This window comes from Streptomyces sp. NPDC000404, from assembly GCF_040300365.1.
Lineage (GTDB): Bacteria > Actinomycetota > Actinomycetes > Streptomycetales > Streptomycetaceae > Streptomyces > Streptomyces ramulosus.
In genome coordinates, this window is sequence record NZ_JBEPDN010000017.1 from 29,499 (window position 1) to 49,641 (window position 20,143).

Consider the following 20,143-nt stretch of genomic DNA (forward strand, 5'->3'; position numbering starts at 1 on the left):
CGGTGTCCCTCACTTCCCGTCGGGAAACCGGCTGGTGGGGCGCCGGGCTGCTGGACCGCCGGCCGTCCGACGCCCCGTGGGCGATCGCCCGCAGCACCGTCACCTACGGTCAGCTGCGCGCCCAGGTGGACGCGTTGCGTCACACGCTCAGGTCGTACGGCATCGGGGCGGGCCACACCGTCGCTCTTCAGGGCGCCCGCAGCTTCACCCAGATGTGGGCGCTGCTCGCGCTGTGGTCGTGCGGCGCCCAGGTGATGCTGATGGGTCCCGCACTGCGCGGCCGCGAGCTGGACACCCTCCTGGACCGCTGCCGGCCCCAGTACCACCTCTCGTTCGACGCCCCCGGGTGGGCCGCCGGGACCTTCCACGACGAGTGCGAGGTCCTCGTGCGCCGCCTGATCGGCGGCCGCCCGGCCGAAACCCCGCACTGCCTGATCCAGTTCACCTCCGGCAGCACCCGGATCGCCAAGGCCATCGGCCGCACGTCCGAGTCCCTCACCACGGAACTCGGGCGCTTCCGTGCGATCGGCGGGATGCCGCGGGGCGGGGAGAAAGCGCTGCTGCTGGCGCCGCCGGAACACTCCTTCGGCCTCATCGGGGGCGTGCTGCACGCGATGAACGCCGGCGCGGTCCCGGTCTTCGCGCCGGACTCCGGCCCCCGTGCTGTGCTCGACGCCTGCCGGGCCCACGACGTCGCCGCCGTCCTCGGGGCGCCCAGCCACTTCGCGGCTCTGGCGGACCACGACGAGGCACCGCCGCCGCCCCGGCTGCGGGTGGCGATATCCGCCGGCGACGTCCTGGACCGGCAGGTGGCCACCCGCTTCGCCGAGCGCTTCGGGGTGCGGATCGGCCAGGCGTACGGCACGACCGAGACCGGCGTCATCGCGGTCGACGCCGTCGGCTCCCACGGGCCGGGGACGGTCGGCGTGCCGGTGCCCGGTGTCCGGGTCCGGCTGGTCTCCGGGGAGCTGCAGGTACGGCTTTCCGGGTCGCCGTACCTCGCGCCGGAGGAGCCGCCGGCGCGGTTCCTCGCGGACGGCGGACGCGATCCGGGCGGCTGGCTGTGCACCCGTGACCTCGTCGAGGTCGACCCGAGGGACGGGGCGCTGCGGCTGCTGGGGCGGCTCGATCCGCTGGCCGACCGGCGCGGCCTGACCGCCGGCGCGACCCGGCGCCAGGTCGCCGACCGTGCCGTCGTCAGGTTTCTCGGCCGCGACGGCACCCTCGCCCTCTGACCCCGAAAACGCGTCCCGGGCCGTCTGCCGGCCCGGGATGCAACCGTTCCTGAACCGGCGGTGTTTCCCCTGTGCGTGTCACTGAACCGGACGCTTCGCGTCGTACAGATCCCTGTCCCGTACCCACTCGAGCTGGAGGCCCCATGACCGAGGAAGTGCTGTCCGAAGCCAAGAAGGACGACGACGCAGAGCGCCTCCACCGCGTGCTCCACGTCCCTGCCGGGGACGGGCCGACGGTCTGGGTCGACGGAAACACGTACACCATCAAGGCGAGCCATGAGAACACCGGCGGCCGGCTGGCCTTCGTCGAGGCATCCGTGCCGCCCGGCTGCGGCCCCGACGCGCATATCCACCGCGGCGAGGACGAGGCGTACTACGTGCTCTCCGGTGAGCTCGAGGTGCTCGACGGGGAGCGGACGTTCACCATCCGGCAGGGGGACTTCGTCTTCATACCGCGCGGGGTGACCCACCGTTTCAAGAACCGCGGGCTGCACGCGGCCAAGATGGTGTTCCTGTTCACCCCCGCCGGCTTCGACAGGTTCTTCCTGGAGGCCGGCGACCCGGCCCGGCCCGGCGTACAGCCCCAGCCGTGGTCCGAGGAGCACTTCGTGCACATCGCGGAGATAGGTGCTCGCCACCGCTGGGAGCCGGGCGAAGAGCCCGCGAACTGACCCCACCGCGGCCCGCCGGAGCCGGCAGCCCCTCCGGCCGGCGACCGCACCCCGAACCCCACAGCCGCCGGTCCTCGCCCCCGCGAGCACCGCGCGGTACGGACGCAAAGACAGCACGGAAGGTATCGATGGAAGAGACCACGGCGGCAGTCCCGCCGGAAGTCGACAACGCCCCGCGCGCCGAGGCGCCCCCCGAGGGAGGCGAGCAGGGCGAGAAGCGCCTGCTGCCCATCGGCTCGACGCTGTCCCTGGGCGCGGTCATCGCCCTGCTCAGCACCACGATCGTGTCGGTCGGTATGGGCCGCCTCGCCGAGGTGTTCTCGGTGCCCCTGTCCACCGTGCAGTGGGTGAGCACCGCCTATCTGCTGGCGATCGCCGTCGCCATCCCGATCGCGGGCTGGGCGATGGACCGCTTCGGGGAGAAGGCACTCTGGCAGGCGGCCCTCGTCGTCTACCTCGTCGGCTGTGTACTGGCAGCCGTGGCCTCGACCGTCGGCACCCTGATCGGCGCACGTGTCGTCCAGGGCATCGGCGGGGCGATGTTCGAGCCGATCATGCTCACGATGCTGGCCCGCGCGGCCGGTCCGAAGCGCGCCACCACCGTGATGAGCATGGTCCAGATCCCGATCACGCTCGCCCCCGTCTTCGGCCCGATGGTCGGCGGCGTACTGATGGACAACCTGGACTGGCGCTGGCTGTTCTGGTTCAACGTCCCGCTCGGCCTGCTGTGTGCGCTGCTCGCCCAGCGCATCCTGCCCACCGACCCGCCCCGGGAGGAGCGCGGTGCCTCCCGGCTCGATGTGAAGGGCCTGGCCCTGCTGCCCCCCGCCCTGGCCGGACTGCTGCTCGGCTTCTCCCAGATGGCCGCCGGCGGTGGCATCGGCGCCCCGGTCGTCCTGATCTCCGTGGGCGTCGGCGCCGTGCTGCTGATCGCCTACGTGGTGCACGCGCTCCGGATGCGGGGCGTCCCCCTCATCGATGTGCGGCTGTTCGCCACCGGCCGGTTCACCGCCGCCGCCCTGGGCTCGTTCCTGTTCGGTGCCTCGGTCTACGGCGTGATGTTCCTGCTGCCGCTGTTCTTCCAGCAGGGCGGTGGCTTCGACGCCTGGACCTCCGGTCTGCTGCTCGCCCCGCAGGGTGTCGGCACGGTCTTGATCCTGCCCGCCGTGGGCCGCCTCGTCGCCCGGTTCGGCCCCCGCACCGTCGTGTTCTCCGGCATGGCCCTCGCGGCCGTCAGCACCCTCGCCTACACCCAGTTCGATCCGGCCGACGACACCGGGCTGCTGGTCTTCGCGCTGCTGATCCGTGGCGTCGGCCTGGGCACCACCCTCGCCCCTGCGCTGTCCACGGGCTTCACCAGCATCGCCCCGGAGAACACCGGCCGGGCCAGCAGCGCCCTGATCGCCTCCATCCAGCTCGGCGGCTCCGTCGGCACGGCCCTGCTCGCCGTCGTCGTGCAGCAGCAGCTGACCGGCCGTCTGGGCCCGTCCGGTTCCGCCGCCTCGGTCGTCACCTCGCCGCATCTGGCGGGGCCGATCACTGAGGCGTTCGGCGCGGCCTTCTGGTGGACGCTGGGCATCTGCGTGGCGGGCGCGATCGTCGCCCTGTTCCTGCCGGGTGCCGAGCGCGAAAGCGCACCGGCGGACGCCTGACCGGATCGCCCGGTCGCCGCCCGCCCCCTCAATCCATCACCCAAGAAATCACGCCACCTGCAAATCGCACCACCTGTGAGAGGACGCACCACGTGAAAGACATACTCAACGGCAAAGCAGCCCTGGTCACCGGGGCATCCCGGGGGATCGGGGCGGCGATCGCGCAGCGCCTGGCGGCCGACGGCGCCGCTGTGGCACTCACCTACTCGCACTCCAAGGACCGTGCCGAGAAGGTCGTCGCCGACATCCGCTCCGCGGGCGGGCGCGCCCATGCCATTCAGGCCGACAGCGCCAAGGACGAGGACATCGCCGCGGCCGTCGACGAGACCGTTCGGGTCCTGGGCGGCCTGGACATCCTCGTGAACAACGCCGGCGGCGGCGTCTTCGGTCCGGTGCAGGAACTCCCCCTGGACGCCATCGACACCATGATCGATGTGAACATCCGCGGCGTGGTCGTCGGGATCCGGGAGGCGCTGCGGCACCTCCCGGACGGGGGCCGCATCATCACGATCGGCAGTATCAACGCCGACCGCATCCCCTTCCCCGGCGGTTCCGTCTACGGCATGACCAAGTCGGCCGTGGCCGGTCTGACCCGCGGTCTCGCCCGTGAGCTGGGCCCGCGGAACATCACGGTCAACAACGTCCAGCCCGGACCGACCGACACGGACGCCAACCCGGCCGACGGACCCATGTCCGGCAACATGCTCGGCTGGATGGCACTGGACCGGTTCGGCCGGTCCGAGGAGATCGCGGCGATGGTCTCCTACCTCGCCGGCCCCGAGTCCGCGTTTGTCACCGGTGCGAGCCTGGACATCGACGGCGGCTTCGGCGCCTGAGCCACCGCACCGCGGGGCGGATGCCGTTCCGCCCGGGGCCAAGCGGCTCCGGGCGGAACGGCGTCACCCGCTCATCGTCACGGTGCGGACGAGTTGCCTACGGCAGGCGCACGGACTGCCCGTGGTTGAAGACGTTGCGCGGGTCCCATTTCGCCTTGACCTGCTGCATGCGGGGGTAGTTGGCACCGAAATACAGGGTGTGCCACGGCACTCCGGAGGTATTGCGCTGCGGATCGTTCAGGTCGATGTCGGCGTAGTTGATGTAACAGCCGTCGGTGGTGTCGTCGAGGACCGGCACCCCACCGGTTTTGCGGTACACGTCCTCGTAGAAGTTCCGCAGCCACGCGATGTTCGCATCGTCGTCGGCCGGGTCGTTCCAGTAGGTCTGGTAGAGCAGCTTGAATCGTGAATCGCGGTGCACGCTCGCGGTGTCTCCCGGCTTCACGCTGTTCACCGCGCCGCCGAAGGAACTGAACTGCACCATGGCCCGGGGGTTTCCGAGGTCCGTATGAGCCAGATGCTCATACATCGCGTCGATCTGGTCGTCGGTCACGTCCCCCTTGTTGTAGGCCGATTTGTAGTCCGCGCGCAGCGTCGGATCGACCAGCATGGTGGTGGTGGTACCGAAGTACCGGGTGGCCTGCAGCCAGGGCAGCCGCTGCGGCTGGTGGTACTCGGGCATCGGCTTGTGCTCGCCCATGGAATTCATGACCGGGCCGTGTTCGATATCGACGCCCTCGGTCACCGTGGTGACATAGGCCTCGAGCAGCTTCTCCGCATTCGGTGTGGTGGCATCGAACTGCGAGACCAGGCCGATCTGGCCGTTGGCCTTGTGGTTGAGCAGCAGCGAACTCATCAGTCCGCCGTAGGCGTTGCCCGGCGCGGAGTTCTCGTCCGCCACATGCCAGGCGGTGTAATTCCGTACGAGCCGGGTGAACGACTCCTTGGTCATGTCCTCCCAGGGCCAGGCGAGGGCGCTGACCAGCACCTCGTCGGGCGGCTTGATGAGCGCCTGCTCCGGCTGACTTCCCTTGGCCTGGGGGGAGCGGAACCAATAGCGGGTGACGACACCGAAGTTGCCGCCGCCCGCGCCGGTGTGGGCCCACCACAGGTCCCGGTTGGGATCGGTCTCCTCGCGGGTGGCGACCACCGTGCGGGCCTTGCCGTGGGCGTCGACCACGACGACCTCGACCGCATAGAGATGGTCGATGACCAGGCCGTCCCGGCGGGCGAGCATGCCCCATCCGCCGCCGCTGACATGGCCGCCCACACCCACGGAATAGCACATGCCACCGGGGATGGTGACGCCCCACACCTTGTACAGCCGCTCATAGACATCGAGCAGCGTCGCACCGGCTTCCACCGCGAAGGCGGAGAACCGGTCGTCGTAGGTGACCGAGGTCATCTCCGACATATCGATCACTATCCGGGTCTCGGCGTTGAAGACGAAGTTTTCGTAGCAGTGCCCACCGCCGCGGACCGTCAGCTTCTTGCCGTCCCGTACCGCCTCCTCCACGATGGACTGAATCTGCTGGGCGGAGTCCACCATCCGCACCGATTCCGGCCGTCCGACCCAGCGCTGGTTCATGCCGCGAACCAAGTCTCCGTAACGCGGATCGGCTGCCTTGACCGTCGTCGCGGAAAACTCCGGCGCAGGAGAATTCGCGGGCGTACGCCCCTTGGGTCCCCCACCCTGTGCCTGACCCTCGTGTTCGTTCGTCATGAGTGTTGCCGAGCCCTTCCTGAATGAATTACTCCGGACCTCATCGATCCCCGTACGGCGGGAATCGTGTGCCGCGTGCAAAACAGCAGCGGACGACGGGCGCATGCGCCCCCAGGACCGAAGGTTCGACCGTCGCGATCACGTGGCGCGTCGCCGACAGATAATGCGCATGGAGCGCCAATGAGCAGATCTCCCCCGGATCCCGGACTCCCTCCCCCACACCGGGCACGGGAACTCAATGCACCGGCCCCAAAAGGGAGTCACCGCGATAATGAGACGCGAGCCACGGGATTTCAAGGCAATCGGAGATTTTCGCACACAGTGTTTGCCAACCGGCAAGAGGCCGTGACACAACTGGCGCAAAGCGATGCCCGTTCCGACGGAATCGGAATTTCGCCCTCCGGCTCGCGCTCCTGGTGACGGCGGTTCGACCGGGCGAGTACGCCGGAATGTGCGTCCGACAGCGGGGCGCGGAACTGCGGAAGTCCGTGCCCAGTGGTCCCGAACTCCATGGGTGGATCGTGATCTTCATGCTGTGTGCGCGTTGCTCGCCCGCTTACCGGTCGGCGCGGGCGGGGACTTGGTGGTGCCGTCCGCTGCGGGGCTTCCTCCGCGGTGATGCCTGATGCCTGATGCCGTGCGGGCGATGCCCCTGTGGGACCTCGGCAACGGTGAGCACCAGCGGCGGCGGCCCCCCGCCCGTGCGTCGCCCGCACCCCGCCACGTGCCGCCCGCCTCACAGTGCCCCGCAGTGCCCCGAGCGGAACACGCGGGCCCTGCCGGGCGGGCGGGGCACGGGCCTCGGACGCGTTCGGTCAGCGGGTGCCGTGCTCGCCGGACGAGCCGCGCCGGTGGCATCCGACCAGGTGGGTGTCGACCATCCCGATGGCCTCCATGAGTGCGTAGCTCGTGGTCGGGCCGACGAACCGGAAGCCGTACGAGCGCAGTTCGGCGGCGAGGGCCTTCGACCCGGGGGTCTGGGTGGGCACCTCGGACACCGTGCGGGGCACCGGGGTGCTGCCGGGCTTGTGGGACCAGATCAGCCGGTCGAGCCCACCGTGCTCGCGCAGCCCCAGGACGGCCCGGGCGTTGGTGCGGGCCGCCTCGATCTTCCTGCGGTTGCGGACGATCCCGGCGTCGCCCATGAGCCGTTGGACGTCCTCGTCGGTGAACGCCGCGACGGCCTCCGGGGCGAAGCCGGCGAACGCCGTGCGGAAGGCCGGCCGCTTGGCGAGAATCGTCAGCCAGCTCAGCCCGGACTGGAATGCCTCAAGCGTGATCCGCTCGAACAGCGCCTGCTCACCGCGGACCGGAAGCCCCCATTCGGTGTCGTGGTACTCCCTGTTGAGGGGGTGCGTCACGGCCCACGGGCACCGTCCGAGCCCGTCCTCCCCCACGACGGCTTCCCGCTCCGCCGGATCCGTGGACGTCTCGCTGCCGGTTGTGCTGGTGGTCACGCGCTCACTCTCTTCCCTGGGGCACCCCGACCGGGCGCCCTCACGACGCGCCGTCCCCGGCCTTCCACCGCGCGTACTGCCGGGGCAGGCACACCGCGCACGGCCGGTACCCCGCGGCGACGGCGGTGGCTTCGTCGGCGAAGAAGACCCGGTGGCGTGCGTAGTGCCCGCGGGCGAGGGCACGCAACGCGGAGGGGCAGTCGAGCCGCCCGTACAGCTTTCCCGGCCGGTGGCCGCCCAGGGTGCCGGGTGTGGCGCTCACGTAGGGGCGGCCGTCACGCCCGATGAGCGTGTAGGCCGCGTCCCCCGTGAATCCGTCCATGACGAAGCCGAGTGTGCACCCCCGCGAGCCGATGGTCCGGCGGTATTCGGACATGGCGCACGACTCATTCCCCGAAACGGTCCGCCGGCTCGCCCGGTCGGGCGCCGAGATCGTCCTCCGGTCCGCCCTCACCCCACCCGCGACCGGGGACTGGAACTCGTCTGCGCCCGCGCCGACGCCTGGACCAACCAGGTCGACGTCGTCGACGTCAACGCCGCCGCCCCGGCCGGGGTCGGCCGGAGCACCGTCGTCGACCCCGAGGGCATCGTGCGCCAACAGGTCGGCCCCGGCGAGGAGATCCTCCCGATGGACGGCGGCAGTGGACGCCACACGCCGGACCGGCTCAAGGACGAGACCCCTGACAACTCCCCTGCGGGACCAGGCCAAGGCCGGTGAGGGCGGCCGCGAAGACGTGACCCGCCATCAATGAGCGTCAGGAGAGCGTCGAGTGCGTCGCGCTCCGCCACCACGGTGGGCACGGGTCCGTGCCCACCGGCTCCGCAGCTCTTGGAGAAGCCCAGGCCAGGGCCTTTCGAGCGCTGTGCGGTGAGCTACACGTCATCCGCCGGGGAAAACAGGTCGAGCAAACTCACCGGAACCGCGAACCCGCAGCTCACAGCCCCTTCCCGGCCTTCTCCAAAATCGCCACGCACTCCACATGGTGCGTCATCGGGAACAGGTCGAACGCCTGCAGCCGGCGCGGTACGTAGCCCGCCTCGCGGAAGTAGGCCAGGTCGCGGGCGAGGGCGGCGGGGTCGCAGGCGACGTAGGCGATGCGGCGGGGGGTGAGGGAGGCGAGGTGGGTGACGGTCTTGCGGCCGGCGCCGGCACGGGGCGGGTCGAGGACGATGAGGTCGGCGGAGGTGATGCCGGTGCGGGGCAGGATCTGCTCGACCTTGCCGTGCTCGATGCGGACGCGGTCGAGGTCGGCGAGGTTGTGGCGGGCGTCCTCGGCGGCGCGCTTGCCGGATTCGATGCCGAGGACCGCGCCCTTCTCGCCGACGCGTTCGGCGAGCGCGCCGGCGAAGAGGCCGACGCCGCAGTAGAGGTCGAGGGCGGTGTCGCCCTTCTTCGGCATCAGGCCCCGCATGACGGCCTCGACGAGGACGTCGGCGGCCATGGGGTGGACCTGCCAGAAGCCGCCGTTGCCAACGCGCCAGGTGCGGTCGGCGGCGCGCTCGCGGACGAAGGGGCGGCCGTGGACGCGGTGGACGCCGCCGTCCTTCTCGTTGACGCGCAGCACCGAGACCGGCTTGTCCAGCTCGACGATGGGCAGCCGGCCGCCGGGGCGCGGGGTGAGGACGACCTGGCGGTCGTTCGAGCCGGTGGCGGCGATGGCCTCGACGGTGGCGATCTGCGGCCAGTCGCGCTTCTCGATGCCGAGCTCGGTGACGCCGGGGGCGGCGATCAGGCAGCGGTCGACGGGCTGGACCTCGTGGGAGCGGTGCTTGCGCAGACCGGCGTGGCCGTCGGCGTCGATCGCGTACTGGACGCGGGTGCGCCACGCCGGGACCTCGCCCTTGGCGACCTTGTCACCGGGGGCCGGGGCGACGGTGCCGTCCCAGCGGGCCTCCTCGGGGGTGAGGCCGGCCAGCCGCTCCAGCTGTTCGGTGATGACGGCGCCCTTGAGGCGGCGCTGCGCGCCGGGGGCTGCGTGCTGCCAGTCGCAGCCGCCGCACTTGCCGGGGCCGGAGAACGGGCAGGGCGCCTCGACGCGGTCCTTGGAGGGGGTGTGGATCTGCACGGCGTCGGCGCGCAGGAAGCGGGCCCCCTCGGCGCCCTCCGTGACGCGGGCGGTGACGCGCTCGCCGGGCAGCGCGTGGCGCACGAAGAGGACCTGGCCCTCGTCGGTGCGGGCGATGCAGTGGCCGCCGTGGGCGACGGGGCCGACCTCGACCTCGTACTCCTCGCCGACCAGCGACTTCTCGGGTTCTGTCTGCATGGCGGGCGAAGCTCCAAAGGGTGGGACCGGCGCGGCGGGGCCGCGGCCGGGTACGGCGGACGACAGCCTTCGAGTCTACGTGGCGCCGCGCCGTGCCCGTGCCGGGCGCATCGCACGCGCCCGGCACGGCCCCGGTCACTTGCGAGGTGCGGCCTTGTCCTTCTTCGGCGGGCTGACCGGGCCGCGGCGGACGGCGCCCGGCGCGTTCCACTCGGCGCGGCGGCGGGCCCGCTTCTTGGCCGCCTCGGAGGAGTCCAGCTGCCAGGGGACGGAGGTGACCATGACGCCGGGGGTGAACAGCAGCCGGCCCTTGAGGCGCAGCGCGGACTGGTTGTGGAGCAGGTGCTCGTACCAGTGGCCGACGACGTACTCCGGGATGTAGACGGAGACGACGTCGCGCGGCGATTCGCGGCGCAGCGACTTGACGTGGTCGACGACGGGGCGGGTGATCTCGCGGTAGGGCGAGGCGAGGACCTTGAGGGGGACCTCGATGCCGCGGCGTTCCCACTCGGCGCGCAGCGCCTTCGTATCGGCCTGGTCGACGTCGACGCTGACCGCCTCCAGGGTGTCGGAGCGCATCAGCTTGGCGTAGTTCAGCGCCCGCAGGGTCGGCTTGTGGACCTTGGAGACGAGGACGAGGGAGTGCACCCGGGAGGGGCGGACGATGTCGTCGTCCGGGGTGTCCTCGGCGGCGATCTCCTCGGAGACCCGGTCGTAGTGGCGGCGGATCGCGGTCATCGTGACGAAGAAGATGACCATGCCGAGGAGGGCCACCCACGCGCCGTGGGTGAACTTCGTCAGCAGCACGACGACGAGGACCAGACCGGTGAGGCTGGCACCGAAGGCGTTGATCGCCCGGGAGCGGTGCATGCGGTTGCGGGCCAGCGGGGACTTCTCGGTGCGCAGATGGCGGTTCCAGTGCCGGACCATGCCGATCTGGCTGAGCGTGAAGGAGACGAAGACGCCGACGATGTACAGCTGGATCAGCCGGGTGGAGTCCGCGCCGTAGATGTAGACGAGGACGGCTGCGGCGCCGGCGAGCAGCACGATGCCGTTGGAGAACGCGAGGCGGTCACCGCGGGTGTGCAGCTGGCGGGGGAGGTAGCGGTCCTGGGCGAGGATCGAGCCGAGCAGCGGGAAGCCGTTGTAGGCGGTGTTCGCGGCCAGGAAGAGGACCAGTGCGGTGGCGGCCGCGAGGATCACGAAGAGGAACGATCCCTTGCCGAAGACCGCCTCGGCGACCTGCGAGATGACCGGGTTCTGGGTGTATCCGGAACCGACCGGGTGGCCGTGGTTCAGCAGGTCGGTGGCGGGCTTCTCCGCCATCTTGACGCCGGTGGTCATGGCCAGCGCGATGATGCCGCAGAACATGGTGACGGCCAGGCCGCCCATGAGGGCGAGGGTGGCGGCGGCGTTCTTCGACTTGGGCTTGCGGAACGCCGGGACGCCGTTGGAGATCGCCTCGACGCCGGTGAGCGCGGCGCAGCCGGAGGAGAAGGCGCGCAGCAGCAGGAAGATCAGCGCGAAGCCGGCCAGTCCGCCGTTCTCGGTGTGGATGGTGTAGTCGGCGGTGGGTGCCTTCATGTCGTGGCCGAGGATCAGGCCGCGGAAGGCACCCCAGAGGATCATGAGGAAGACGCCGGCGACGAAGACGTACGTCGGGATGGCGAAGAGCTTGCCGGATTCCTTGACGCCGCGCAGGTTCATCAAGGTCAGCAGGACGATGATGCCGATCGCGCAGAGCGTCTTGTGCTCCACGACGAAGGGGATCGCCGAGCCGAGGTTCTCGACGCCGGAGGAGATGGAGACGGCGACGGTCAGGACGTAGTCGACCAGCAGGGCGCTGGCGACGGTCAGGCCCGCCTTGGGGCCGAGGTTGGTGGTGGCGACCTCGTAGTCGCCGCCGCCGCTCGGGTAGGCGTGCACGTTCTGCCGGTACGACGCGACGACGGTGAACATCAGCACCACGACGGCGAGCGCGATCCACGGGCTGAAGTGGTAGGCGGACACGCCTGCCACGGACAGCACCAGCAGCACCTCGCCCGGGGCGTAGGCCACGGACGAGAGCGGGTCGGAGGCGAAGACGGGGAGGGCGATGCGCTTGGGGAGAAGGGTCTCACCGAGCTTGTCGCTGCGCAGTGCGCGCCCGATCAGGATGCGTTTGGGCACGTCGGTCAGTTTGGACACGCAGAGGATGCTAAGCCTTCATCCTGGGCGCGGCCCACCCGCCACCCGCCACGTGGGAGCGGCGGCGCGGCGCCCTTTCCGTGCCCTTCACCGGACGCGCACACCGCCCCCACGGGGTCCGCGGGGGCTCAGCCGGTGCGCCAGGTCCGCTTGATCTCGGCCCAACGGCGGGTCTGCTCAGGGGTGAGGCGGCCGCGCAGCTCGGCGAGCTTGAGGAGGTTGGCCTCCGCGCCGCCGGTGAGCGTCTGGGCCTCGGCGCGGTAGTGGTCGTCGAGCAGCGCCTCGGTCTCCGTGTCGTTCATCACGGGCACCAGCCGGGCGGCAATCTTGTTGGTGTTGCGGTACGAGCCCTGGAGCAGGAACGGCGGCTCGGTGCGGGTGGCGTCGGCCTGTGCGGCGGAGTCGATGTAGGCGCGGTTGACGGCGAGGACGGTCTCCGTCACGCGCAGCAGGGTGCGCAGCACGGCGAGGATCTGCTCCAGCTCGGCGGGGGCGTAGGGGTGGACGAGGCGGTCGGCGTGGGCGGTGGGGTCGCGGCGGGCGAGGCGGATCAGCAGTTCGGTGTCGGCGCGGTCGCGGGTGGCGAGCGGGGCGAGGTGCGGGTTGGCGGTGAGCGCGTTCTCGATGTGGGAGAGGGCGAACAGCTCCTCCTTCCCGGCGAGGACGTCACCCAGATTCCGTACGTCGGCGCGGTTGGCGAGCATGTCGGGCAGCCGGAAGCGGCGGCCGGACTCGGTGTACGGGTTGCCGGCCATGCAGACGGCGAACCGCTTGCCGCGCAGGTCGTAGCTGCGGGCCCGGCCGTTCCAGACGCCCTCCATGCGGCGCTGGGCGTCGCAGAGCGGGATGAACTTCTGGAGGAGTTCGGGCGAGGTGTGCTGGATGTCGTCGAGGTGGAGCAGGACGTTGCTGCCCATCTCCAGGGCGAAGGAGATCTTCTCCACCTCGCGGCGGGCGGCGGCGTCGGGGGCGGCGGCCGGGTCGAGGGAGGTGGTGTGCTGCCCGAGGGCGGGGCCGTCGACCTTGACGAGGACGAGTCCGAGGCGGGCGGCGACGTACTCCAGCAGGGTGGTCTTGCCGTAGCCGGGCGGGGAGAGCAGGAGCAGCAGGCCCTGGCTGTCGGTGCGGCGGTCGTCCCCCGCGGTGCCGAGCTGGGTGGCGAGGTTGTCGCCGATGAGCGGCAGGTAGACCTCGTCGATCAGGCGGTTGCGGACGAAGGCGGGCATGACCTGGGGGCGGTAGGAGTCCAGGCGCAGGCGGCGGCGTTCGGCGTCGAGGAGCGCGGTGCGGTGGCGGGTGTAGGCGCGGTGCGCGGGGACGCGGTGGGTGCGGAAGGTGCGGGTGCGGTCGAGGAGTTCGTCGAGGCGGAGCGGGAGGGCGCCGTCGGTGAGCGCCGGGTGGCTGCCGAGGAGGCCGTCGACGGTGCAGGTGACCGGGGCGTCGACGGGGCGGCGGGGCAGGTCGGGGCCGCACAGTTCGATGGCGGCGGCCTCGGGGAGGTCGGTGCGCGGGGCGCCGCGGTCGTCGGCGTAGCCGCCGAGCCAGGCGGTGACGAGCTGGTGGCGGGCGGCGAGGTCGTCGCCGAGGGCGGTGAGGTCCTCGGCGAACTCCTTGACGGCGGTGGAGCCGGGGCCGCCGAGGGCCTGGTGGAAGCCGGTGAGCAGGTCGCGGGCGGCGGCGCCGGTGGCGAAGCGGGGGCTGCCGCCGGCCAGCTCCTCGAAGAGGTAGGCGCCGAGGGGCGCCGCGTCGTCGGACGCGTCCGCGTCGGCGGAACCGCTCGGGCCGGGCACGCTCAGGCCGGACGCGGTCAGGAACGCGGTGGCGGCGCCGGTCAGCTCGGCGGCGAGGTCGGCGGGGCCGGTGGGGCCGGTGGCGCGGCCGAAGCGGGCGCGGGCCCGGGCCAGCGAATGGGCGCGGGTGGCCCAGGCGGTGCGGGCCGCGGGGTCGGTGCCGTGGTGCCAGAAGAGCTGGGCGGCGGCGCGCACGTGCGGGGTGAAGCGGAGCAGTCCGGCGTCGGCTCGCAGCCGCAGCAGGGCGTCGAGGACGGCGGTGGCGTCCAGGTCGTGGACGCCGCGGTCGTACCCCTCGTCGTACCGCGCCTGGGCGGCGGCGCGTACCAGGTCGGGCAGGGTGCCGTCGGCCCGCGCCGCGTACAGCGCGTCCAGGGTCAGGCCGTCGTGGCCGCGCTCGGCGTGGTCGAGGAGGAGGGCGGCGAGGTGTTCGGCGCGGTAGACGGCCGGGGACTCGGAGGCGAGCGGCTGGTCGCGGAACTCCCGGAAGGCGTCGGCGGCGAGGCGGGCGTCGTCGGCCGGGGCGCGGTAGTCGGTGCCGGTGACGGCGAAGGCGAGGCCGTCGCCGTGCGGGACGAGTGTGAGGTCGAGCGGCTGGGTGTTGACGGCGAAGCGGTGGCGGCCCAGCCGCAGGGTGCCCTCGGGGTCGTAGAGGTCGGCGCGGTCGCGGAGCGCGCGGACGGCCTCCTGGCGGGCGGCGGCGAGGCGGCCCTCCAGCTCTCCGGCGCGGACCGGGTCGGCGAGGGTGCGCAGTTCGGCGGCGGTGGCGCGGACCTTCGCGACCAGCGGGTCGGTGGCGAAGTAGGCGTGGATGTCGTCGGCGGCGGGCAGCGCGCGGGCGCGGCGGGTGACGGTGGAAAGGACGCGGGCGGCGGAGTCGGCGAGCCGGTCGGTGTGGCGGGCGCGGGCGTCGAGCTGGGCCTGCTTGCGGGCGGCGAACGCCTCGTGGATCTCGTCGCGCCGCTCGGCGATCCGGGCGAGGCGGGCGTCCTGGACGTCGTCGGCGCCGCCGTCGGGTCCGCCGAAGCGGGCTTCGAGGTCCTCGACCTGGAGGAGCAGCGCGGCGAGCTGGGTGTCGCACTCCTCGGGCGTGGCCGCGTCGGCGAGGGCGCCGGCGACGGACTGGCCGAGGAGGGCGAGGCGGGCGGCGAACTCCTCCTTGCCCTCGGCCTCGGCGAGGGTGCGGCGGCGGGCGTCGAGGGTGGCGCGGGCGCGGTTGACGGCGCCGAGGGCGTCGCCGATGCGGCCGAGGACGGCGGTGCGGACGGTGGTGTCGTCGAGGTCGAGGGTGGCGACGATGTCGGTGACGGTGCGCAGGCCCTCGGCGACCTCGTCGATCCGGGCGGTGAGGGCGGCGGCGTCGGCGACGGTGGCGAGCGCGGACGCCTCGTCGGTGAGCGCGGCGACGGCGGCGTGGGTGGTGGCGAAGGCGTCGTCGGCGGCGAGGAAGGCGACGGCGCGGCGGGCGGTGGCGGCGAGGTCGTCGGTGAGGCCGGCGGAGAGCGCGTCCAGCGCGGTGCGGTCGACGTAGCGGACCTCGCGCAGGGACTCCAGGCGGCCCTGGGCGCGGCGCAGCGCGGTGAGGTGGCCGACCCAGGCGGCGGCCTCGTCGGGCTGTTCCCCGCGGACCCGGCGGACCAGTGCGGTGGTCTCGGTGGTGGCGCGCGCCAGCTGATCCGCGGCGCTGTCGCGGAGCGCGGTGACCCGGGCGAACTCCTCGACGACCTGGCCGGCGGCCGCGCCGACGGCGGCGAGGGGTTCGGCGGGCGCGCCGAGGTCGGGGTCGGTGAGCCAGTGGTGGGTGTCGGCGGCGCGGGTGGCGGCCGCCGCGAGGGCGTCGTAGACGGCGGCGGACGGCTCGGTGGCGGTGGCCATCCGGGCGACGCCGAGCAGATCGGCGATGCCGGAGACCAGTTCGGCGTTGCCGATGCGGGCGAGCGGTCCGTCGCCCTGCGGGCGGGCGGCGGCGTGCGCGTCGGAGGTGAAGGGGGTGTGCCAGATCTGCAGCGGGTGGACGCGGGCCGCCTCGGTGCCGGTCTCCCGCAGCACGGCGAGGGTGCCGTCGTCGAAGAGGGCGTGGCCGCGGCCGGTGAGCGGGGCGGCGGCCTCCTCGCGGATGACGTTGTACGGCAGCAGCAGCGTGTGGCCGTCGGCGGGGCGCCGGAAGACGTAGAGGATGTCCTCGCCGTTGGGGGAGCGCACCGCGCGGGCGAACTCCAGGCCGCCGGCGGCGGTGCCGAAGAGTTTGGTGGCGCCGGTGGCGAGGTGGTAGCCGCCGGGGAAGACGAGGCCCTGTCCGTCGGGCAGGGTGCGGCAGGCCCGGCCCACGGCGTCGATGCGCCGGGCGGTGCGGGTGCGGGTGTTGTACACGAGGCAGCGGACGGTCTCCTCGTTGTACGGGCGGATGCGCAGCAGGATCAGCGGGCCGGTGCGGGCGTGCTCGACCTCGGCGTCGGCGAGCGACTGGAGCGGTTCGTCGACGGGCTCGCTGTGGATGCCGTCCGGCGTGGTGGTGTCGTTCTCGGCCTTGAGGGTGAGATGGCCGCCGGAGAGGGAGACGTAGACGGCGCCTTGGACGTCGATGTGCGGGTGGCGTCCGGCGACGTGGTCCTCGCGGGTGGCGGCGGTCCAGGTGACGTCGTGGGCGGGCGGGTCGGTGAGGTCGCGTTCGCCCTGGTCGTCGAGGTAGGCGGGGGTGCCGTCGGCGGCCAGGCGCCAGCGCAGCACGCGCAGGTCGCCGGGGCGTTCGCCGGTGCGGAAGACGGCGAGCAGCAGCGCGTCGGTGCGGCGCAGTTCCTGCAGCCGGGCCTGACGGTAGTAGCGGTGCAGCTCGGAGAGGTCGCGGCGGAAGCGCGGGTCCTCCAGGAGGCCGGGGAGCGCGCCGGGGGCGGCCGGGGCGAGCGTGTCGCCGTCGCGGCGGTACAGCGCGAAGACGTCGTCGGGTCCGGGCTCGGCGGTGGTGGCCGGCGGGTGGTGGCCGAAGAGCAGATGGCCGCCGACCTCGACGACGTCGCCGGGCAGGCAGGGCGCGGCGCTCTCCAGCCGCCCGGTGGCCCGCAGTTCCAGGCCCGCGCCGCCGAACTCCTCGGTGCGGCGGTCGTTGAGGGCGCGGGCCCGCTCGGACAGCTCCCCCGCGGCGGCCAGCAGCCGGTCGCGCAGCACCTCGTACGTGCCGTCGCCGGGCGAGGCGTCCGGCGTACGGCCGGCCGGGGCGTCCGGCGCGGTCGCCGCGTCCGGTGTGTGCTGCGCGCTGTCGGTGTTCACGTTCTGGCTCTCCCGGTTCTCTCCCGGTGGCCCGGCCGCTGCCGGGCCACCGGGCTGCTGACGTCGTACGGGGCGGACGGGGCGGCGCGCCCCGTCCCCCTGCTGCGTACGGGCTACGCGACCGGTGCCGCGGAGCCGTTGACGGCGGCGGGGCCGTCCGGGGCGGCGGCCGGTGCGGCGAGGCCGCCGAGGTCGCCGAGGTCGCCGAGGCGCAGACCGTCCAGGCCGTTGGCGCGGACCGCGTCCAGCAGGCCCTGGAGCGGCGCGGCCTGCGGGCCACCGCCCGCGATCAGCCGGCCGAGCGCCGCGGCGAGGGTGAGGTCGCGCAGCCCGGAGGCGCCGAGTCCGCCGAGCATCGCGCCGAGGTCGCCGGTGAACGTCGAGTGCTCCTTGTCGAGCCAGGGCGCCGCTACGGTGCGGACCGTCTCGGAACGGTCGACGAGGGCATCGAGGCCCTTGGCGGTGCCGATGGAGCCGACGACCTTGTCGAAGAAGGCGCTCTCGCCGCCGACGATGTCGATCCGGGCGTTCTCCAGTCCGGTGGCGAGCACCGTCGCCTGCGCCTCGGCGACCTGCCGCCGGACGTCGAGGTCGGCCATCCGGATCTCCTTCTCGGCGGCGAGCCGCAGCCGGTACTCCTCGTGCTCGCGGCTGGCGGCGTCCAGCGCGGCCATCGCCGCCGCCTTCTCGGTGAGGCCTGCGGCCTCCGCCTTCAGCTTCTCGCCGATGGCGACCGCGTCGGCGTGCGCCTGCGCGGTGGTGCCCTCGGCCTCGGCCAGCGCCTTGGCGCGGGCGCCGTCCGCCTCGGCCCGCAGCAGCGCCGCGGCGGCCTCGGCCTCGGCCCGCCCGGACCGCTCGATGACCTCGGCGTTCCGCTCGCGGACCTGGACCTCGGCGAGGCCGGCGGCCGCCGCCTCCGCCTGCACGCCCTCGGCCAGCCGGATCTTGGCCTGGGCGTCCAGCTCGGCGGTCTTGTGCCGGGTCTCGGCGAGGGTGATCTCCTCGGCGGCGCGGTGGGTGGCCGCGGCCTCCGCCGCCTCGGCCGCCTTGATGTCCTTGACCAGCCGCTCCTGCGCCTCGGCCTCGGCCCGGATGATCAGCGACTGCCGCTCGCGCTCCGCCTCCTCGACGGTGCGCAGCTTCTTGATCTCCTCCTCCTGCGCGGCGACGGTCTTCTCGACGGCGATGCGCTCGCGGATGACGTCGGCGATCTCCCGCTTCTCCGCCTCGACCTCCTTGTCGGCGGCGATGCGGGTCAGCTGCGTCTCCCGCTCCCGGGCGATGACCTCCAACAGGCGGTCCTTCTCGATGCGCTCGTTCTCGATGGCGACGATCCGCTCGCGGTTCTTGACCGCCACCACGATCTCCCGCTCGCGGTTCTCGTTCTGGATGCCGAGCGCCTCCTCGGTCTTGAGGTGCGCGGACTGCGCCCGCAGCCGCTCCTCGGCCTGCACCCGCGCCGTCTCGGCCTCCTCCCGCGCCCGGACGATCTCGATCTCCCGCTGCTGCTTGATCTCCGCGTCGGCCTGGCGCCGCTGGAGTTCGAGGACGGCCTCGCGGGCGTCGACGTTCTGCCGGGTGATCTCCTTCTCCTCGTTGCGCTGGAACTCGTTGGTGCGCACGTGCTCGATCGCGGTGAGTTCGGTGATCTTGCGGATGCCCTGCGCGTCGAGGATGTTGGCGGAGTCCAGCTGCGCCAGCGGCGTCTGCTCCAGGTAGTCGATGGCCGCGTCCTCCAGGCTGTAGCCGTTGAGGTCGGTGCCGATGACCGCGATGATCCGGTCCCGGAACTCGTCCCGCATCGTGTACAGGTCCTGGAAGTCCAGCTGCTTGCCGACGGTCTTGAGCGCCTCGGAGAACTTCGCGGCGAACAGCGCCTGGAGGGTGCTGTCGTGGCTGGCGCGCTCGGTGCCGATGGCCTGGGCGACCTTGACGACGTCCTCCTTCGTCTTGTTGACGCGGACGAAGAAGGCGATCCGGATGTCGGCGCGGATGTTGTCCTTGCAGATCAGGCCTTCGTGTCCGGTGCGGCCGATCTCGATGGTCTTCACCGAGATGTCCATCACCTCGGCCTTGTGCAGCACCGGCAGCACCACCGCGCCGGTGAACGTCACCTCCACCTTGCGGTACTTGGAGACGATCAGTGCCTGGCCCTGGTGGACCTTGCGGTAGAGGCGGGTCACGGCGAAGACCGCGACCAGCACGATGAGGACGGCTACGGCGACTGCTACGCCGATTCCTATGGTGAGGGCATCCATCGATTAATCCCTGTGTCGATTCGGGAGGGTGACGACGCACGGGGCCCGGCGCGCGGCATGCGGCGGCGCACCCAAGGGCGGGCGGGGAGCGGGTACGGCCGTGCGGCCGCGGCTCAGACGGCGGGTTTGTGCGGGTCCAGCGCGCCGTCGAAGGGCGCGACCCGGAAGAACTCGCCGTCGGCGTCGTAGGCGTAGATGAGGGCGGTGCTGCCGGCCACGAGGCCGCTCTCGTCGGTGCGGACCTGGACGACGGCGGTGGAGCCGTCGTCGGCGCGGACCTCCGCCTGACCGAAGTCGGCGGCGACCCGGCCGGTGCGTACGGTGCAGACGCGGCCGATGAAGTCGTCGCGGGAGGCCACCTTTTCGGGCGGCAGCAGACGGCGGGCGAGGCGCCCGGCGAGGCGGACCCCGGCCCAGGCCACCACGAGGGCGGCGGCCAGGGTGGCGGCGCGCACGGGCCCCTCGGGCGTCAGCGCCGCACCGGCCAGGCACACCAGCCAGGCCAGGATCAGTCCGAGCGACAGCGATACCGTCACGGGCAGTCCGGCGCCGGTCGGGTCGTCGGTGCCGGCGTGGCCACCCTCACCCCCGTCGAGGATGTGCACGCCGACGCCGCCGAGCAGGACCAGCAGCCAGTACACGGCGACCACCATCAGGGCGAAACTGAAGAGCGCCGCCGGAAAGGCCAGCGCGGCTCTCAGAAAATCGGCCATGATCGTGCCCCCGTTGTGCTGCCGATGGCGGTACCGCTGTCGATGTCCGCATCGTGGCAGCAGAAGGCCGCCGGGCACATTGCCGGTTTCCGG

General features: G+C 72.4%; 12 protein-coding genes. 4 read left to right on the plus strand and 8 right to left on the minus strand.

Annotation, left to right across the window (positions count from 1 at the left end):
• The first annotated feature begins 2 nt into the window (after positions 1-2).
• The 4 genes from ABT345_RS28810 to ABT345_RS28825 all read left to right on the plus strand — a co-directional run bounded on the left by ABT345_RS28810 (position 3) and on the right by ABT345_RS28825 (position 4,394).
• Positions 3-1,235: a class I adenylate-forming enzyme family protein gene (locus ABT345_RS28810; RefSeq protein WP_345086772.1), complete on the plus strand. Its 1,233-nt coding sequence runs from the start codon at positions 3-5 to the stop codon at positions 1,233-1,235.
• Between the two features lie 143 nt (positions 1,236-1,378).
• Positions 1,379-1,906, plus strand: a complete 528-nt coding sequence (locus ABT345_RS28815) for a cupin domain-containing protein (protein WP_345086774.1) — start codon at positions 1,379-1,381, stop codon at positions 1,904-1,906.
• 128 nt (positions 1,907-2,034) lie between these two features.
• Positions 2,035-3,558, plus strand: coding sequence for an MDR family MFS transporter (locus ABT345_RS28820; RefSeq protein ID WP_345086776.1), 1,524 nt, complete (start codon positions 2,035-2,037; stop codon positions 3,556-3,558).
• Positions 3,559-3,650: 92 nt separating this feature from the next.
• On the plus strand, positions 3,651-4,394 hold the full coding sequence (locus ABT345_RS28825) for an SDR family oxidoreductase (RefSeq protein WP_345086778.1): 744 nt from the start codon (positions 3,651-3,653) through the stop codon (positions 4,392-4,394).
• 97 nt (positions 4,395-4,491) lie between these two features.
• Here ABT345_RS28825 and ABT345_RS28830 read toward each other — a convergent pair whose 3' ends face one another.
• The 8 genes from ABT345_RS28830 to ABT345_RS28865 all read right to left on the minus strand — a co-directional run bounded on the left by ABT345_RS28830 (position 4,492) and on the right by ABT345_RS28865 (position 20,050).
• Entirely contained in the window at positions 4,492-5,982 is a 1,491-nt protein-coding gene (locus ABT345_RS28830; RefSeq protein WP_345086781.1) for an FAD-binding oxidoreductase, read from the minus strand.
• Positions 5,983-6,932: 950 nt separating this feature from the next.
• Complete coding sequence (locus ABT345_RS28835; RefSeq protein WP_345086783.1) at positions 6,933-7,574, minus strand: DNA-3-methyladenine glycosylase I; 642 nt, start codon at positions 7,572-7,574, stop codon at positions 6,933-6,935.
• A 40-nt stretch (positions 7,575-7,614) separates the two neighbouring features.
• Entirely contained in the window at positions 7,615-7,950 is a 336-nt protein-coding gene (locus ABT345_RS28840) for an Ada metal-binding domain-containing protein (protein ID WP_345086785.1), read from the minus strand.
• A gap of 559 nt (positions 7,951-8,509) precedes the next feature.
• Positions 8,510-9,838, minus strand: a complete 1,329-nt coding sequence (locus ABT345_RS28845) for a class I SAM-dependent RNA methyltransferase (protein ID WP_345086788.1) — start codon at positions 9,836-9,838, stop codon at positions 8,510-8,512.
• A gap of 135 nt (positions 9,839-9,973) precedes the next feature.
• A complete protein-coding gene (locus ABT345_RS28850) occupies positions 9,974-12,025 on the minus strand; it encodes an APC family permease (protein WP_345086790.1) in 2,052 nt (683 codons plus the stop codon).
• 128 nt (positions 12,026-12,153) lie between these two features.
• Positions 12,154-17,079, minus strand: a complete 4,926-nt coding sequence (locus ABT345_RS28855) for a DNA repair ATPase (protein WP_386461364.1) — start codon at positions 17,077-17,079, stop codon at positions 12,154-12,156.
• A gap of 113 nt (positions 17,080-17,192) precedes the next feature.
• Positions 17,193-19,337: a flotillin family protein gene (locus ABT345_RS28860; RefSeq protein ID WP_345086792.1), complete on the minus strand. Its 2,145-nt coding sequence runs from the start codon at positions 19,335-19,337 to the stop codon at positions 17,193-17,195.
• Between the two features lie 113 nt (positions 19,338-19,450).
• Positions 19,451-20,050 carry a hypothetical protein gene (locus tag ABT345_RS28865; RefSeq protein WP_345086796.1) on the minus strand — a complete coding sequence of 200 codons (600 nt, stop codon included), beginning with the start codon at positions 20,048-20,050 and terminating at the stop codon, positions 19,451-19,453.
• Positions 20,051-20,143 lie beyond the last annotated feature (93 nt).

What these genes read in the sequence shown, in the direction of transcription:
- ABT345_RS28815 (WP_345086774.1), top strand. Translation starts at nt 1,379, where the DNA reads ATGACCGAGGAAGTGCTGTCCGAAGCCAAGAAGGACGACGACGCAGAG.
- ABT345_RS28820 (WP_345086776.1), top strand. Translation starts at nt 2,035, where the DNA reads ATGGAAGAGACCACGGCGGCAGTCCCGCCGGAAGTCGACAACGCCCCG.
- ABT345_RS28830 (WP_345086781.1), bottom strand. Translation starts at nt 5,982, where the DNA reads ATGAACCAGCGCTGGGTCGGACGGCCGGAATCGGTGCGGATGGTGGAC.
- ABT345_RS28840 (WP_345086785.1), bottom strand. Translation starts at nt 7,950, where the DNA reads ATGTCCGAATACCGCCGGACCATCGGCTCGCGGGGGTGCACACTCGGC.
- ABT345_RS28845 (WP_345086788.1), bottom strand. Translation starts at nt 9,838, where the DNA reads ATGCAGACAGAACCCGAGAAGTCGCTGGTCGGCGAGGAGTACGAGGTC.
- ABT345_RS28860 (WP_345086792.1), bottom strand. Translation starts at nt 19,337, where the DNA reads ATGGATGCCCTCACCATAGGAATCGGCGTAGCAGTCGCCGTAGCCGTC.
- ABT345_RS28865 (WP_345086796.1), bottom strand. Translation starts at nt 20,050, where the DNA reads ATGGCCGATTTTCTGAGAGCCGCGCTGGCCTTTCCGGCGGCGCTCTTC.